The organism is Mesorhizobium sp. M7A.F.Ca.US.007.01.2.1, from assembly GCF_003998165.1.
Lineage (GTDB): Bacteria > Pseudomonadota > Alphaproteobacteria > Rhizobiales > Rhizobiaceae > Mesorhizobium > Mesorhizobium ciceri.
Map to the genome: position 1 here is coordinate 17,648 of NZ_RZQP01000057.1, position 14,969 is coordinate 32,616.

Here is a 14,969-nt window from a genome sequence, read left to right on the forward strand (position 1 = left end):
ATGACCAAGAACGGCAAGGCGGAGGAGACGAAGAAGATCAACGTAGCGCTTCAGGGCGGCGGCTCACACGGGGCCTTTTCCTGGGGTGTGCTCGACCGGCTGCTGGAGGACGGACGGCTGGAGATATCAGCAGTGTCCGGCACCAGCGCCGGCGCTATGAACGCGGTGGCGCTGGCCGACGGATATGTGCGCGGCGGTGTCGAAGGCGCGCGGCAAAAACTTGACGATTTCTGGCGCGCGGTGGCGGCCAAGGGGCGGTTCAGCCCGGTGCAGCGCATGCCGTGGGACGTCGCCTGGGGCAACTGGTCGATCGAGAACACGCCCGGCTATCTCTTCTTCGACACCATGTCGCGGGTGTTCTCGCCCTATGTCGCCAACCCACTCGGCCTCAATCCGCTGCGCGACGTGGTGCAGCAGGAGATCGATTTCGAGAACGTCCGCGCCTGCAAGTCGATGGAACTGTTCATCTCGGCGACCAATGTCGAGACCGGACAGTTGCGCGTCTTTTCCGACGGCGAGATCGACCTCGATACGGTGATGGCCTCGGCCTGCCTGCCGCAATTGTTCCGCGCCGTCGAGATCAAGGGCGTGCCCTATTGGGATGGCGGCTATGGCGGCAATCCGGCGCTTTATCCGTTCTTCAAGACGGCTGCGACCGAGGACGTGCTTCTGGTGCAGATCAATCCGGTGGTGCGCGAGGGAACACCAAGAAGCGCCAACGAGATCCAGAACCGCATCGACGAGATCACCTTCAACGCCGGGCTGCTGCGCGAATTCCGCTCGATTGCCTTCGTCAAGGAGCTGATCGCCGCCGGCCGTCTGCCGCATGGCGAGTATCGCGACATCCGCATGCACCGCATCGATGCCGACGAGGCGTTCAAGGACCTGTCGGCGTCCTCGAAGGTCAATGCCGAATGGGCGTTCCTGACCTATCTCAGAGATCTCGGCCGCACCGCCGCCAGCGACTGGCTGGAAGAGAATTACGACGCCGTCGGCAAGCGACCGACGCTCGATCTCTCCGGCGAACTGGATGACGGCTACAAGCCGGTGCGCGGTCCGGCACCCGGCCGGCGGGTCAAGGAATTTCTTGCGGCGCGCAAGAACCCGGAGGCGGAGCGCCGGCGCGCCTGAGCGACCAATCGATGTGCATCGATTGGTCCGCAATCATGCTTTCAAGGTCAGGTCGATCACCCTGATCAGGGCAGCGGCTGCCTGCCGCTGCCCCTCCGGATCTCTGATCCGCGCCTTCATGCCTTCCAGCCCGTCGAGCAGCATGTCGGCAAGCAGTTGCGCCGACAGGCCCCTGGCCGCCAGATCGACGCCGTTCCTGGCTGCCTCGCCCTCTATCGCGGCGCCGATGTGTTGGCCAAGCCCGCCGCGCCAGCAGCCCACCAGATCGCCAAGGCTCGATTTCATGTCCAGCAATTCGGCGCCGTGCGGCGAGGCAACGACCGCGCTCATCATCGAGATAAAGGCCTCATCGATGGCTCGCATCATGCGCTCGGTGAAAGGGCCATCGCCGGCTAGGGCAAATCTTGCCGCCTCGACCGAGCGCGACAGGATCATCATGGCGATGGCGCGGAAAATGTCGGTCTTGTTCTTGAACAGGAGATAGAGCGCCGGGCGCGACATGTCGGCGGCACGGGCGATGTCGTCCATGGTGGTGCGCGAGAAGCCATAGGCCAAAAACACCTTCATCGCGCCATCCAGAATACGGGCGCGTTTGGGATCGGCGGTGGCGGTGTCTTCGATCTGGTTCATCGAGCAATTCTATCCTGCAAAATCCTAATTGACAAAATGACGAAATTTGTCAATCTGTATCGGAGCGAAACGGCCGGGAGGCCGCTTCGCCCTTGGCAGTGGACGACAACAAAGGGTATCCCCATGCGCCTCACCGTCGACGGTCAGTCATTCGATATCGACGCCGATCCGGACATGCCGCTGCTGTGGGCACTGCGTGATCTCATTGGCAAGACCGGGCCAAAGTTTGGCTGCGGCATCGCCGCCTGCGGCGCCTGCACTGTGCATGTCGACGGTCAGCCGGTGCGTTCCTGCTCACTCCCGGTTGGGCAGGTCAGCGGCGCTGTCACGACTATTGAAGGCATCGGCACGGCAGGCGGACTGCATCCGGTGCAGCAGGCATGGCTGGAGGAACAGGTCGCGCAATGCGGCTACTGCCAGGCCGGCCAGATCATGAGCGCGGTGGCGCTGCTCGATGAAGTCGCCGACCCGAGCGATGCCGACATCGACAACGCCATGGGCGGCAATCTCTGCCGCTGCGGCACCTATCCCAAAATCCGCTCGGCCATCAAAAAGGCCGCGGCGCTCAAGACGGCGGGGCTCTGACCATGGCCAGTGTCGGAAAGATCGCCCGCCGCACGTTTCTGATCGGCGCTGCCGCTGTCGCGGGCGGCGTTGCCGTCGGCTACTACTACTATCGCAAGCCGTTCCCGAACCCGCTCGAGGCCGAGCTTGGCAAGGGCGAGGCGACGTTCAACCCTTATGTGAAAATCGGCGCCGACAACACCATCACCATCGTCGCGCCGCGCGCCGAGATGGGGCAAGGCATCTCGACGACCCTTGCGGCCATGGTCGCAGAGGAACTCGACGTCGGGCTCGACCGGGTCATGGTCGAGCATGGACCGGCATCCCATGCCTACTACAACGCCGCGATCCTCGAGGAGGGCGGTCCGTTCGCCTTCTTCGATGAAAGCATGACCGCGCAGGCGGTGCGTTCCGGTCTCGGTGTGGTCGGCAAATTCCTTGCCCTGCAGGGCACCGGCGGTTCGGCTTCGACACGCGACGGTTTTGACAAGATGCGGCAAGCGGGTGCCGCTGCCCGGCAGATGCTGGTCGCAGCGGCAGCGCAAAAACTGGGTGTCGCGGCGGCCGATCTGGAAACGGCCGACGGTTCGATCCTGCACAAGGCGTCGGGCAAATCGCTGACCTACGGCGCGGTCGCCGCGGCTGCCGCCGCGATGGCGCCGCCGGCCGAAGTCAGGCTCAAGGACCGGGCCGACTGGAAGCTGCTGGGAAAGCCGCAGAAGCGCATCGACATGCTGGCAAAGCTCACCGGGGCGCCGATCTTCGGCATCGATGTCCGGCTGCCGGAGATGGTCTACGGCACGGTCAAGATGAGCCCGCGCTTCTGGTCGAAGCCGGTCAAGGCGGACCTCTCCAAAGCCGAGAAAATGCCTGGGGTGATCAAGATCGTGCCGCTCGAGACGAATTACGGCCATGGCTTCGGTATCATCGCGAATAATACATGGGCAGCATTCAAGGCGGCCGAGGCGATCGACGCCCAGTGGTCCGATCCTGAATATCCGCTCAGCAGCGCCGCCATTTCAGATGTGCTGAAGCAGGCGCTTGCCACCAAGGGGTCGGCGATGCGCGACAATGGCGATGTCGAAACCGCCTTTGCCGACGCGCCGCGCGAAAGCATCATCGAGGCAGACTATGCCGTGCCCTATCTGGCGCATGCGACGATGGAGCCGATGAACGCCACGGCACAGTTCAGGGACGGTGCGCTCGACATCTGGTGCGGCAACCAGGCGCCGACCCTGGTGCGGCAGCTTTGCGCCAACGCGGTCGGCATCGAGCAGGACAAGATCAATGTGCACACCACCTTCATGGGCGGCGGTTTCGGCCGGCGCGTCGAGATGGACTACGCGCTGTGTGCCGCGCTGATGGCGAAGGAGACGGGCGGACGCCCGATCAAGGTGACCTGGACGCGTGAAGAAGACATGCGCCACGACGCCTACCGACCGGCCGCAATAGGCAAGTTCCAGGCGCGGCTCGGTGACGATGGCATGCCGATCGCGGTCGACATGAAGATGGCCTCGCCATCGGTGATTGCCGGTACGCTGCGCCGGCTGTTCCCCTCGGTATCGCCGCTCGGTCCCGACAAGACCATTGTCGACGGCGCCTATGATCAACCCTACACCATCCCGAATTACCGGGTCAGGGGTATCGCGGCGCCGGTCTCCATCCCTGTCGGCTCCTGGCGTTCGGTCGGCAGTTCGGTCAACGGGTTCTTCCATGAGGGCTTCATGGACGAGATCGCGGTCGCCGGAAAAATCGATCCGGTCGAGATGCGCAAGAGACTGATGGCCGCCTATCCCTCGGCGGTGAAGGTGGTCGAGAAAGTCGCCGCGATGGCGAAATGGGGCGAGGCGCTGCCCGCCGGCAAGGCCAAGGGCATGGCCTTCACGCTGTCCTTCGGCAGTTGGGTCGGCGAGATCGTTCAGGTGGCGGACACGCCGGCCGGCATCCGCATCGAGAAGGTGTGGATCGCCGCCGATGTCGGCACCGCGCTCGATCCCGGCATCATCGAGGCGCAGTTGATTTCCGCCGCCATCTACGGCCTTTCGGCGGCGATGGGTCAGGAAATCACCTTCGCCGACGGCATGGTCGAACAGTCGAACTTCCACGATTTCGATGCCATGCGGATATTCCAGTGCCCGGTCTTCGAAGTAGCCATCCTGGAAAATTTCCACAAGATGGGCGGCGTCGGCGAGATCGGCACACCGCCGGCGGCTCCAGCACTCGCCAACGCCATCTTCGCGCTCACCGGAAAGCGCATCCGCACGCTGCCGCTGTCGAAAACGGTGGCCTTCGCATGAAGAAGCTCCTCATCATGCTGACGCCTGCTGCCATGCTCGTGCTCGCAGCGCCGTTTGCGATTGCGCAAGAGAGCCAGACGCCCGCGCCGGCGACCGTCGACGTGGCGAAAGGCCTGTCCGAATGGGACAAGGTCTATGCGGTGTTCTCGCATCCGCGCTGCGCCGACTGTCATGTCGCGGACGACCGGCCGCGATGGTCGGGTGCGCACTATCGCGGTACGCGCGTTCACGCCTTCAATGTCCAGCGCGGTGCTGACGGGTCGGGCTTCGGCAATCCGGGCCTGCGCTGCACGACTTGCCATTTCTCTAGCAATTCCAAGGCATTGCACGGGCCGCCCGGGGCCGAGAACTGGCATCTGGCGCCGGCCGAGATGGCCTGGTTCGGCAAATCCTCGGCCGAAATCTGCGCCCAGATCAAGGATCCCCTGCGCAATGGCAACCGCAGCTTGAAGGACATCGCGCTGCATGTTCGCGACGACAGATTGGTCGCCTGGGGCTGGGCGCCGGGGCCGGATCGTGAACCGGCTCCGGGCTCTGCCGAAGCGACCTATCAAGCGATCGAAGACTGGGCCGCGGCGGGCGCATCTTGTCCGCCGGGGCAATGATCTTGCAACTTTCAGACTATATTGCGGTGCAACTTTGATGTAGAAGCGCGCTTCGCCGATCACGGCAAATTGAACACGGCTTGGCGCGCACCCATATCGGCGACGCGCCCGCGTTATGAGGACGCTGGCCGAACCCGCAGTGGGAAACAACGACGATGCCGAGAATCAGGTTTCACAAGCTTGCAGCCATTGTTGTGCTCATTGGTTTCGCGGCGTGGATGGCGACAGGCGAGTTTTCGTCGGTCGGCAGCGTAGCCGCCAACAAAGCCAAGGCAGCCGAAGCCGAACAGGCCAAGGCGCCGGACGCGGCCAAGCCGAAGACGGCTGAAGCCGAGCCGAAGGCACCGCTGCGCACCGTTGCGGTGGTGACGCCGCCACGCAAGACCTATGCACGCGCCATCCGCATTTCCGGGCTGACCGAAGCCGACAAGCGGGCGGTGCTGGCGACGCGCGTCGCCGGTGTCATCGACAAGCTGCCTGTCAAGCAAGGCGATCACGTCAAGACCGGGGATCTGGTGCTGATGCTTGCAGCGGAAGAAAAGATCTCGATGGTCGACAACGCCAAGCAGTTGGTGGTGCAGCGCCAGGCCGAGTTGGACGCAGCCTTGCGGCTGATGAAGACCGGCAATCTGCCGAAGCTGCAGCTCGACACCGCGCGCTCGAACCTGACCTCGGCGCAGTCGCAACTGGAAACGGCACAGGCCGAACTCGACCGCAACGAGGTGAAGGCGCCCTTCGACGGCGTTATCGACCGGGTGCCGGTGGAACTTGGCAGTTCCATCATGCAGGGCGGCGAGGTGGCAACCATCCTCAAGCTCGATCCGGTGATTGCCCGCGGCGAAGTCAGCGAGCGCGATCTCGGCTACCTGAAACTCGGGGACAAGGCCACCATACGGCTGGTCAGCGGCCAGACTGTCGAAGGCACCGTGCGCTACATCAGCCGCGACGCCTCTTCGGCGACCCGCACCTTCCGCGTCGAGGTTGCCGTCCCCAATGCCGACGGCTCCGTGCCGGCCGGCATGACGGCGGAAATCGCACTCAGCGCGTTGCCGACCGATGCGGTGCTGCTGCCGCGCTCGGTGGTGACGCTCGGCGACAAGGGCGACCTCGGCATCCGTGCCGTCGGCAAGGACAACAAGGTTGCGTTCTTCCCCATCGACCTCGTCGACGACACGCCGACCGGCCTGGTGCTTGGCGGCATCCCTGCCGATGCGCGCATCATCGTTGCCGGCCAGGAACTGGTGAAGGAAGGCGATGAGGTCAAGCCGGTCGAAGCCGACCAGGCAACCATCCAGAAACTGCTGGGCGAAGCGACCGCCGGCACGCAGTAGCATGGGATACGGCGGACAGACCCCGGGCGGGGACACTTGGCTGCGACGCAGCTCGTGAAATTCAAGAACAGGCGTTAGCCATGGATATCGTCAGACTCGCAATCAACAATGCCCGCCTGACCATCTCGGTGCTGGTCTTCCTGCTGCTCGCCGGCTGGGTCGCCTATCAGTCGACGCCGAAGGAAGCCGAGCCCGACGTTCCGATTCCGATGATGTATATCAGCCTGATCTATCAGGGCATTTCGCCGGAGGATTCGGAGCGCCTTCTGCTGCGGCCGATGGAAAGCAAGCTGAAGAGCCTGAAAGGCCTCAAGGAAATGCGCTCGGCCGCCTTCCAGGGCGGCGGCTATGTGCTGGTCGAGTTCCAGCCGCAGACAAATCTGGCGACGGCCTTGCAGGACACGCGCTCCAAGGTCCAGGACGGCAAGGCCGACCTGCCGCAGGCGGCCGAAGAGCCGGTCGTTACCGAAGTCAACATCTCCGAATTCCCCGTCCTCGTCGTCACCCTGTCGGGCGAATTGCCCGAACGCGTGCTGACCGCCGCCGCGCGCGAACTGCGCGACCGTATCGAGGAAGTGCCAGGCGTCCTGGAGGGCTCGTTGCAGGGTTCGCGAGACGATCTTGTCGAAGTCGTCATCGATCCGATGAAACTGTCGTCCTACGGGTTGCAACTCGATCAGCTGATCGGCGCTGTCGGGGCCTCCAACAGTCTGGTCGCCGCCGGCAATATCGAAGGCTCGGAAGGCAAATACGCCGTCAAGGTGCCGTCACTGATCGAGACGCCCGAGGACGTGGCGGCCTTGCCCGTGGTCGCCGGCCCCAATGCCGTGGTGCAGGCCAAGGACATCGCGACGATCCGCTCGACCTTCGCCGATGCCACGACGATTACGCGCCTCAACGGCAAGCCGGCCATCGCCATCGAAGTCAAGAAGCGCATCGGCGCCAATCTGATCGACACGCTCGCCAAGGTGAGGGAGGTGTCCGACGCCTACGTCAAGACGATGCCGCAAGGCATGAACGTCACCTACACCCAGGACAAGTCGGTCTTCGTCAACCAGTTGCTCGGCGATCTGCAGAACCACGTCATGATCGCCGTCATCCTGGTGTTCATCGTCATCCTCTACGCGCTGTCGGGTCGTGCCTCGCTGCTGATCGGCCTGGCCATTCCGTCGTCTTTCCTGATCGGCATCCTGCTGCTGGCGATGATGGGCTACACGATCAACATGATCGTGCTGTTCAGCCTGATCCTGGCTGTCGGCATGCTGGTCGACGATGCCATCATCGTCACCGAGTTCGCCGAACGGCGGATGAGCGAAGGCATGCCGAAGGCGGAAGCCTTCGCATTGGCCGCCAAGCGCATGGCCGGTCCGGTCATTGCCGCGACGATGACGCGCATAGCCGCCTTCTCGCCACTGCTGTTCTGGCCGGGCATCATCGGCGACTTCATGAAGTACATGCCGATCACCCTGATCGTCACGCTATCGGCCTCGATGCTCTATGCGCTGGTGTTCGCGCCGACGCTGGGGGCGATCTTCGCCAAGGCGCCGGAGCATCATGAGGATGACAATCGCGACGGCTGGTACATGGCGATCGTCAAGCAGGCGGTGCGGTTTCCGATTACGGTGGTTTTGCTGACGGTCGCTCTGCTGTTCGGCGTCGGCTTTGCCTATTCGAAATATGGCGCCGGTGTCGAATTCTTCCCCAGTGTCGAGCCCGACTACGGCCTGCTCTACGTGCACGCGCGCGGCAACCTTTCGCTGGCCGAAATGGATACGGCGACCAAGATTGCCGAAAACAGGATGCTCGGCTGGCCCGGCATCAAGTCGGTCTACACCCGCGTCGGCAAGACACAAGGCGGCGGCCAGGATGTCCCTGAAGACGTCGTCGGCGTCATCCAGTACGAATTCATAGATTGGCGCGAGCGCAAGTCGGCGAACCAGATCCTGAACGATTTGCGCGGCGTCATGGCCGGCATTCCCGGCGTCGATGTCGAGGTGCGCGTGCCGGAGGCCGGTCCGCCGACCGGCAAGCCGATCCAGATCAGGCTTTCGGCCGTCGACCCCAAGGGGCTCGACGACAAAGCGCGCGCGGTTGCGGCACGCATCGGCAAGGTGCCTGGCGTCATCGACATTTCCGACGGCCTCCCGCCGCCCGGCGTCGACTGGGCGCTCGAGGTCGACCGTGCCAAGGCAGCGCAATATGGCATCAGCCCAACCGCTGTCGGCACAGTGGTGCAACTGGTGACCAACGGGCTGAAGCTTTCGGAATACCGGCCTGCCGGCGCCGACGACGCCGTCGACATCAGGCTGCGTCTGCCGGAAGACCGGCGCACGCTGTCGACGCTCGACGAGCTCAGGGTGCAGACCTCGCAAGGCTCGGTGCCGATCTCGAATTTCGTCGTGCGCAAGCCGGAGCCGACGGTTGGTATCCTCAACCGTATCGACGGCGCGCGCACGGTGGTCGTCCAGGCAAACGTTGCCGCAGGCGCCCAGGTCGCGGCCGTGCAGGCGGAGGTCACCAAGGCTGTCTCCGGGATGGATCTCGGCAGCGGCATACGTTGGAAGCTGGCCGGCTCGAACGAAGACAGCGCCGAGGCCAGCGCCTTCCTTGGCAAGGCCTTCGGGGCGGCGATCTTCCTGATCTTCCTGGTGCTGCTGATGCAGTTCAACAAATTCACCAGCGTGCTGATGGTGCTGTCCTGCGTGGTCATGGCGACGGTTGGCGTGTTCCTGGGGCTGCTGATCACAGGCGAGACCTTCGGCATCGTCATGTCGGGCATTGGCGTCATCGCTCTGGCCGGCGTGGTGGTGAACAACAACATCGTGCTGATCGACACCTATGACCGGCTGCGCGAAGAAGGCTGGGACAAGATGGACGCGGTGCTGCAGACCTGCCGCGAGCGCGCCCGGCCGGTGGTGCTGACGGCCGTGTCGGCGATCCTCGGCGTGTTGCCGATCGCCTTCGGCCTTGGGCTGGAAATCTTCCATCACGAGACGACGATCAACGCGCCGTCGACGCAATGGTGGATTTCGCTGTCCTCGGCGATCGTCTTCGGCCTGTCCTTCGCCACCTTGCTGACGCTGGTGGTGACGCCGTCGATGCTGATGATTTTCACGCGCAGCAAGAACAGCCGCTTCTATGCGTTTTTCCGCCGGCTGTTCCGGCGCGGCAAGGGAACGGTTTCGCCGACCGACAGGCTTGGCCAGGAAGCAGGCGACGAACCGGAAATCGCCTTTCCGAAAGCCGCCGAATAGACCCCATCGCCGATTTGACCGGCAGAGGCCGCCCGGAACAACCGGGCGGCCTCTGCATTGTCTCTGAGCGAAACGTCGAAGCGAGGGCTTCTCATGCCGATCACCACCATCGTCATCATCGTCCTGATCCTTGTCCTCATCGGCGCGGTGCCGGCCTGGCCGCATTCGCGCTCCTGGGGTTATGGGCCGTCGGGTATTGTCGGCGTCGTGCTGGTGGTGCTCATGGTGTTGCTGTTGATGGGACGGCTCTGAGGCGCCCTCTCGTGGATTGTTCAGTGTGCAGAGGGGCGGCGCCCGTGATCGCGGGAGTCAGGCAGCTTTCGCAACGCCATCCACGGTGGCAATGCCGATATCGCCAAGAGCTTCAGCAACCGCCTGATCCAACGGCGTGTGCGGGATCTCGCCGACGATGCCTTCCAGCCGTATCGAAGCCAGCTGATGCGGCTCGAAGCGCAGGTAGGACATGGAGACGATCTCGCGCCACATCGCCACGAACGGGCTGCCAGCGCGCAGCACCCACCAGGGCATCGAAGTCATCTTGAGCGGACGACCAATAGCCTTCTCGGCAGCGGCCTTGATCTGCAGATCGGTGACCGCGTGGCCCGGAAAGTTCAGCGCTTCATAGAAGCCGAGCTTGTCCAGATTGCGCGCCAGCGCGACGAAACCCACAGCGAAGTCAGGCAGATAGGCCCATTCATGCACGAGCTCGACCGGGCCAGGCGCGGTGTAGATACCTTTGTTGATCTTGGCGGCAACGATCAGGTCGAACCATGATCCGCTGCCGGTGCCGCCGAAGAAATCGCCGGCCCGCAGAAGAATGGTGCGGACGCGGCTCGCGTCGGCCTCGCGACGAAACAACTCCTCCATGGCGCAGCGGATGCGGCCCTTTTGCGTGGTCGGGTGGAAGGGTGTGTCTTCCGATATCACCGCCGGCATCGGCGAGCCGTAATTGTAAACGGTGCCGGGGAAGAGATGCAGTGCGCCGTTCGCATGGCAGGCGGCCATGACATTCTGCGCCATCGGCAGGCACTTGCACCAGTCGGTGTAGATCGGGTTGAGGCCGTTGAAGACGATATCGACACCTTGCGTGGCACGGATGAGGGCCTCGCGGTCGAGAGCGTCGCCGGCAACGGCCGTGGCGCCTTTGAGTTCGGCCGGCACCTTGCCGTTGCGGGTGACGGCGCGGACCTCGTAGCCCGCGTCGATGAAGGCCTTGGCGACCACGCGGCCGAGCCGGCCACCGGCACCGAGAATTGCGATCTTGGTCATTGGAAGCACTCCTGGTTGGGATTTAGTGGTCGGTCGGGCGATCGAGATCAGCGGCAAGCGCGATTGGGATCAGCGACAGGCGCGATCGGGATCAGCGACAAGCGCGATCGGGATCAGCGGCTGCCGAAGAGATCGCGGTTGCTGCCCTGTGTGACCGGCTTCCGGATGGCCGCATCGGGGTTGTGAATCGAAGCGGTGGCCGTGTCGTCGGTGCTGGTGGCGGCCGGCTGGCTGGCGTCGTTCGAACCAAACTTGTCGCTGCCGGCAAAAGCGGCGCTGACGGAAATGAGGGTGGCGGCGGTGGTGAGAGCGATCTTGGTCATCTGAGTTCTCCTGGTTGGTGTTTGCAGTCCGTGTTGGTGTCTGCAGCTGGAATATGGTCGCTTCGAATACGAATGGAAATTGACTAAAGGTGGCGTTATGATATTCATAAATGAATGGCAGAAATCGACTGGAACCTGATCAAGAGCTTTGTCACCGTGGCGGAATCCGGCAGCCTGTCGGCTGCCGCGCGAAAGCTTTCGGCCAGCCAGCCGACGCTTGGCCGTCACATCGGCGAGTTGGAACAGGCGCTGGGCGTCACGCTGTTCCGTCGAGGACGGCACGGCTACGAACTGACGGAGGCCGGCAGCACGCTGTTCGAACGCGGCAAGGCGGTCAGCGAGCAGGCAAGCGCCTTCTCACTCCTGGCACTGGGTTCGGTTGAGGCTATCGAAGGCACGGTGCGTATCGCCGCCAGCGAGGTCGTGGCGGCTTATGTCCTGCCTGAGATGACGATGCGGCTGGGGATCGAGGAGCCCGGCATCGAGGTCGAGATCGTCGCTTCCAATCAGGTTGAGAACCTGCTGCGTCGAGATGCCGACATCGCCATCCGCATGGTCAAGCCGGCGCAGAACGAGCTGATGGCACGCAAGGTCTGCGACATCGAGCTCTGCGCCTGCGCGGCCAAATCCTATCTCGACAGGCGCGGCCGTCCGCTGAAGCCTGCCGATCTTGTCGACCACGATCTGGTCGGCTTCGACCGCGGCGACGAGATCATCAGGGATTTTACCCGGCACGGCATCCCCGTCACCCGGAGCAGCTTCCGCTTCAGGGCCGACAACCAGATTGTTTTGTGGGAAGCGGTGCGGGCGGGAAACGGCATTGGTCTTGGCCAGGAGCCGCTGGCCGACAGGGATCCTTTGATTGAGAAGGTGCTGCCTGACCTGCCGCTGCCAGTTCTGCCGGTGTGGCTGGCGATGCATCGCGACGTGCGTACCAGCGTGCGCATCCGCCGTGTGGTGGATTTCCTTCACGAGGAGCTGAAACGCTATTCGGCGGGTGCTGGCGCGAATTCGGCGCGGTGAGCGAGCCCGGCCATCAGCAACACGATGATCAGCAGTCCCGACATGGTGATGAAGATCGGGCCGAAGCTGGAATGCTCGGCAACGAAGCCGATCGCCGACGGCGCCACCAGTATGCCGCAGTATCCGATCGTCGTGACCACGCTCATGCCGGTGCCGGAAGACATGCCTTCCTGGTTGCCGCCGGCCGAAAAGATGATCGGCACCATATTGGCGATGCCGAAGCCGCAAAAGGCAAAGGCTGCAATGGCGAGCCAGGGCGAGGGCGCCAGGCCAGCCACCAGCATGCCGACCGCGGCTACGAGGGCCGACGCGCGTAGCGTCGTCACCGCGCCGAAGCGATTGCGTATGCCGTCGCCGAAGAACCGCGTAACCGCCATGACGCCTGAAAATCCGGCGTAGGCGAGGCCGGCGACGGCGAGATCGGCGCCGAGCTCCTGGCGCAGATACAGGGCTGCCCAGTCGAGCACCGCGCCCTCGGAGATCATCGCCAGTAACGCCATCAGCCCAATCAGATAAACCAGCGGGTTTGCCGGCAGTGCGAATTTGTGGTGCTCGGCCGCCTGCGGTCTGTCTTCGGCGAGGAGATAGCGAACGGCCACCGCGATCACCGCGAAGGCAAACGCCGTTACTGCCGCCGCGTGGACGAGGTGGCCGTAATGCTGGATGGCAAAACCGCCGAGGCCGCCACCGGCAAAACCGCCGAGACTCCAGAAGCCGTGCGAAGACGACATGACGGCGCGGGAGAGCCGCCGTTCGACCACCACGGCGTTGGCATTCATCGCAACGTCCATGCCACCGATCGAGCCGCCGAAGATGATCATGGCCGCGGCCGCCAAGGGTACGTCGGGCGCCAGCGCCACGACCATGAGACCGAGGCTGCCGCACAGGGCGAACCAACGCAGTACGGTGCGCGAACCATGTCTGGAGATCAAATGGCCACACCAGGTCATCGCGACGACGGCGCCGACCCCAAACAAGAGAATCAGCAGACCGAGCGTGAACTTCGAAATCTCCAGCCGGGTCAGGAACACCGGAATCTGCGGCGCCCAGCTGCCCGTCAGGAAGCCGTTGGCGAGGAAAATGGCCGCGAGCGCCCATCGTCCGCGAATGGCAGTCAGCTTGGCAGTTGACGCGTTCATGAGGCGAATCCCGCAAGAAATGGCTTCGCGCGGCAAATTAGATCGATTCAATTTTCAGTCAAGGCTCTTTCGGGAAGCATTTTTTGAGCCAAACACAGCCTTGAGTGATCGCCGGCCTTAATGGTCCTTGGGGCGCCTTGCCTCGAATTCGGCCTTCTTGGCGTCGGAGGCCTCGGTCTGGTTGAGCGCCTGCCATTGCGCATAGGGCATGCCGTAGACGATCTCGCGCGACTGATCCTTGGTGAGATCGACGCCCTCGGCATTGGCTGCCTCGCGATACCAGTTCGACAGGCAGTTGCGGCAGAAGCCGGCGAGGTTCATCAGGTCGATGTTCTGCACGTCGTTGCGTTCGCGCAGATGCTCGACCAGCCGGCGGAAGGCGGCCGCCTCGAAATCGCGTTGCTGCTCGTCGCTGAGTTCGGTCATCGAAACCTCCGTCATAGCGGCCCGGTGCGCGAGCCGAACATCTTCACCACATGTATATCGGGACGGCGGTCGATGGCGTCAACGATCGGCGCCAGCCGTTCGGCCCAGGCGAGCGCGCCCTTCTGGTCCGATATCAAATCCTGTCGGATCTCGATCAGCGCATGGGCGAAGCCGTTGACGATGGCGTGCTTGTACATGGTGTCGCCGCGCAGCGCGCCGTCATAGGGTTCGTTGTCGCCGACGACGAGGTTCCTGTCCTGCGCCAGCATGTCTATCAACGGCCGCGCCACGCGGTCGTCGAGGTCCCACAGGATGCCGACGTGCCAAGGACGCTGGATTCCTTGCATGGCCGGGGTGAAGGAATGCACCGAGAAGATGAAGGGCGCCTGGGCGGAAGCCTGTGCGACCGAGGCGATCATGGCGCTGACGGCGTCGTGATAGGGCCGGTAGAACCCGTCGAGCCGCCTCTCGCGCTCCTCGGCAGCGATGGGGTAGTTCCCAGGTACGACAGTGCCGTCATAAAGCTGGCGAATGAGCGTCGGGTCGTCTTCGCCGCGATTGGGATCGATCAGCAGCCGCGAAAAATTGGCGAGCACCGCCGGCACGCCGAGCAGGGCAGCCAGTTCGCGCGTCACGCCCTCGACGCCGATGTCATAGGCGATGTGGCGGTCGAACTCCGCTGAGGGCAGGCCGAGGCTGCCATAGTCGTCGGGCAGGTCGCGACGGGCATGATCGCCCAACAGCACGATGCCTCGCTTGCGGTCGCCCTCGATGATGTCGAAAGGCGCGAAAACTGTGGATCGGGTCATTGGCGGGAAATGGTCTGTTCGCTGGCTTCCGGGGAGGATGCTATCGTCATTCCACGAAGACGACGCTTGCGCAATGCCGTTGTTTGGCCAAGGTTTCCCGGGAAATCTGGCACAAGTCGGCGAATTGTGCGCCGGAGCCTTTCTAAATCGATTGGAATTGGGCAAAAC

At 63.5% G+C, this 14,969-nt stretch carries 14 protein-coding genes; 8 read left to right on the forward strand and 6 right to left on the reverse strand.

Annotated features, from left to right (window positions below; genetic code table 11):
* Positions 1–1,131: a patatin-like phospholipase family protein gene (locus EN949_RS13235; RefSeq protein ID WP_013529189.1), complete on the forward strand. Its 1,131-nt coding sequence runs from the start codon at positions 1–3 to the stop codon at positions 1,129–1,131.
* A 33-nt stretch (positions 1,132–1,164) separates the two neighbouring features.
* On the opposite strand, the gene EN949_RS13240 is transcribed toward EN949_RS13235, so the two are convergent.
* Positions 1,165–1,761 (reverse strand): TetR/AcrR family transcriptional regulator, encoded by a 597-nt coding sequence (locus tag EN949_RS13240; RefSeq protein ID WP_127367461.1) that lies wholly within the window; start codon positions 1,759–1,761, stop codon positions 1,165–1,167.
* 123 nt (positions 1,762–1,884) lie between these two features.
* Here EN949_RS13240 and EN949_RS13245 point away from each other — a divergent pair, with 123 nt between their 5' ends.
* From EN949_RS13245 to EN949_RS13270, 6 genes are all read left to right on the forward strand, one after another.
* A complete protein-coding gene (locus tag EN949_RS13245) occupies positions 1,885–2,346 on the forward strand; it encodes a (2Fe-2S)-binding protein (RefSeq protein ID WP_013529191.1) in 462 nt (153 codons plus the stop codon).
* Positions 2,347–2,348: 2 nt separating this feature from the next.
* Positions 2,349–4,622, forward strand: a complete 2,274-nt coding sequence (locus EN949_RS13250; RefSeq protein ID WP_127370979.1) for a xanthine dehydrogenase family protein molybdopterin-binding subunit — start codon at positions 2,349–2,351, stop codon at positions 4,620–4,622.
* Positions 4,619–5,227 (forward strand): hypothetical protein, encoded by a 609-nt coding sequence (locus EN949_RS13255; RefSeq protein WP_127370980.1) that lies wholly within the window; start codon positions 4,619–4,621, stop codon positions 5,225–5,227. The genes EN949_RS13250 and EN949_RS13255 overlap by 4 nt, the downstream gene beginning before the upstream one ends.
* A 155-nt stretch (positions 5,228–5,382) precedes the next feature.
* A complete protein-coding gene (locus tag EN949_RS13260; protein ID WP_082827499.1) occupies positions 5,383–6,558 on the forward strand; it encodes an efflux RND transporter periplasmic adaptor subunit in 1,176 nt (391 codons plus the stop codon).
* 80 nt (positions 6,559–6,638) lie between these two features.
* Entirely contained in the window at positions 6,639–9,812 is a 3,174-nt protein-coding gene (locus tag EN949_RS13265) for an efflux RND transporter permease subunit (protein ID WP_127366518.1), read from the forward strand.
* 93 nt (positions 9,813–9,905) lie between these two features.
* Positions 9,906–10,064 (forward strand): DUF3309 family protein, encoded by a 159-nt coding sequence (locus EN949_RS13270; protein ID WP_013529196.1) that lies wholly within the window; start codon positions 9,906–9,908, stop codon positions 10,062–10,064.
* Positions 10,065–10,121: 57 nt separating this feature from the next.
* On the opposite strand, the gene EN949_RS13275 is transcribed toward EN949_RS13270, so the two are convergent.
* Positions 10,122–11,081, reverse strand: a complete 960-nt coding sequence (locus EN949_RS13275) for an SDR family oxidoreductase (protein WP_127366519.1) — start codon at positions 11,079–11,081, stop codon at positions 10,122–10,124.
* A gap of 113 nt (positions 11,082–11,194) precedes the next feature.
* Positions 11,195–11,404 (reverse strand): DUF680 domain-containing protein, encoded by a 210-nt coding sequence (locus EN949_RS13280; protein WP_127366520.1) that lies wholly within the window; start codon positions 11,402–11,404, stop codon positions 11,195–11,197.
* A 114-nt stretch (positions 11,405–11,518) separates the two neighbouring features.
* On the opposite strand from EN949_RS13280, the gene EN949_RS13285 reads away from it, so the two are divergent.
* On the forward strand, positions 11,519–12,427 hold the full coding sequence (locus EN949_RS13285; protein WP_127366521.1) for a LysR family transcriptional regulator: 909 nt from the start codon (positions 11,519–11,521) through the stop codon (positions 12,425–12,427).
* On the opposite strand, the gene EN949_RS13290 is transcribed toward EN949_RS13285, so the two are convergent.
* The 3 genes from EN949_RS13290 to EN949_RS13300 all read right to left on the reverse strand — a co-directional run bounded on the left by EN949_RS13290 (position 12,391) and on the right by EN949_RS13300 (position 14,801).
* A complete protein-coding gene (locus tag EN949_RS13290; RefSeq protein WP_127371326.1) occupies positions 12,391–13,566 on the reverse strand; it encodes an MFS transporter in 1,176 nt (391 codons plus the stop codon). The two genes, EN949_RS13285 and EN949_RS13290, sit on opposite strands and share 37 nt — an antisense overlap.
* Positions 13,567–13,683: 117 nt before the next feature.
* Positions 13,684–13,992 (reverse strand): DUF1244 domain-containing protein, encoded by a 309-nt coding sequence (locus EN949_RS13295; protein WP_013529201.1) that lies wholly within the window; start codon positions 13,990–13,992, stop codon positions 13,684–13,686.
* 11 nt (positions 13,993–14,003) lie between these two features.
* Positions 14,004–14,801 carry an N-formylglutamate amidohydrolase gene (locus EN949_RS13300; RefSeq protein ID WP_024502956.1) on the reverse strand — a complete coding sequence of 266 codons (798 nt, stop codon included), beginning with the start codon at positions 14,799–14,801 and terminating at the stop codon, positions 14,004–14,006.
* Between the last annotated feature and the right edge of the window lie 168 nt (positions 14,802–14,969).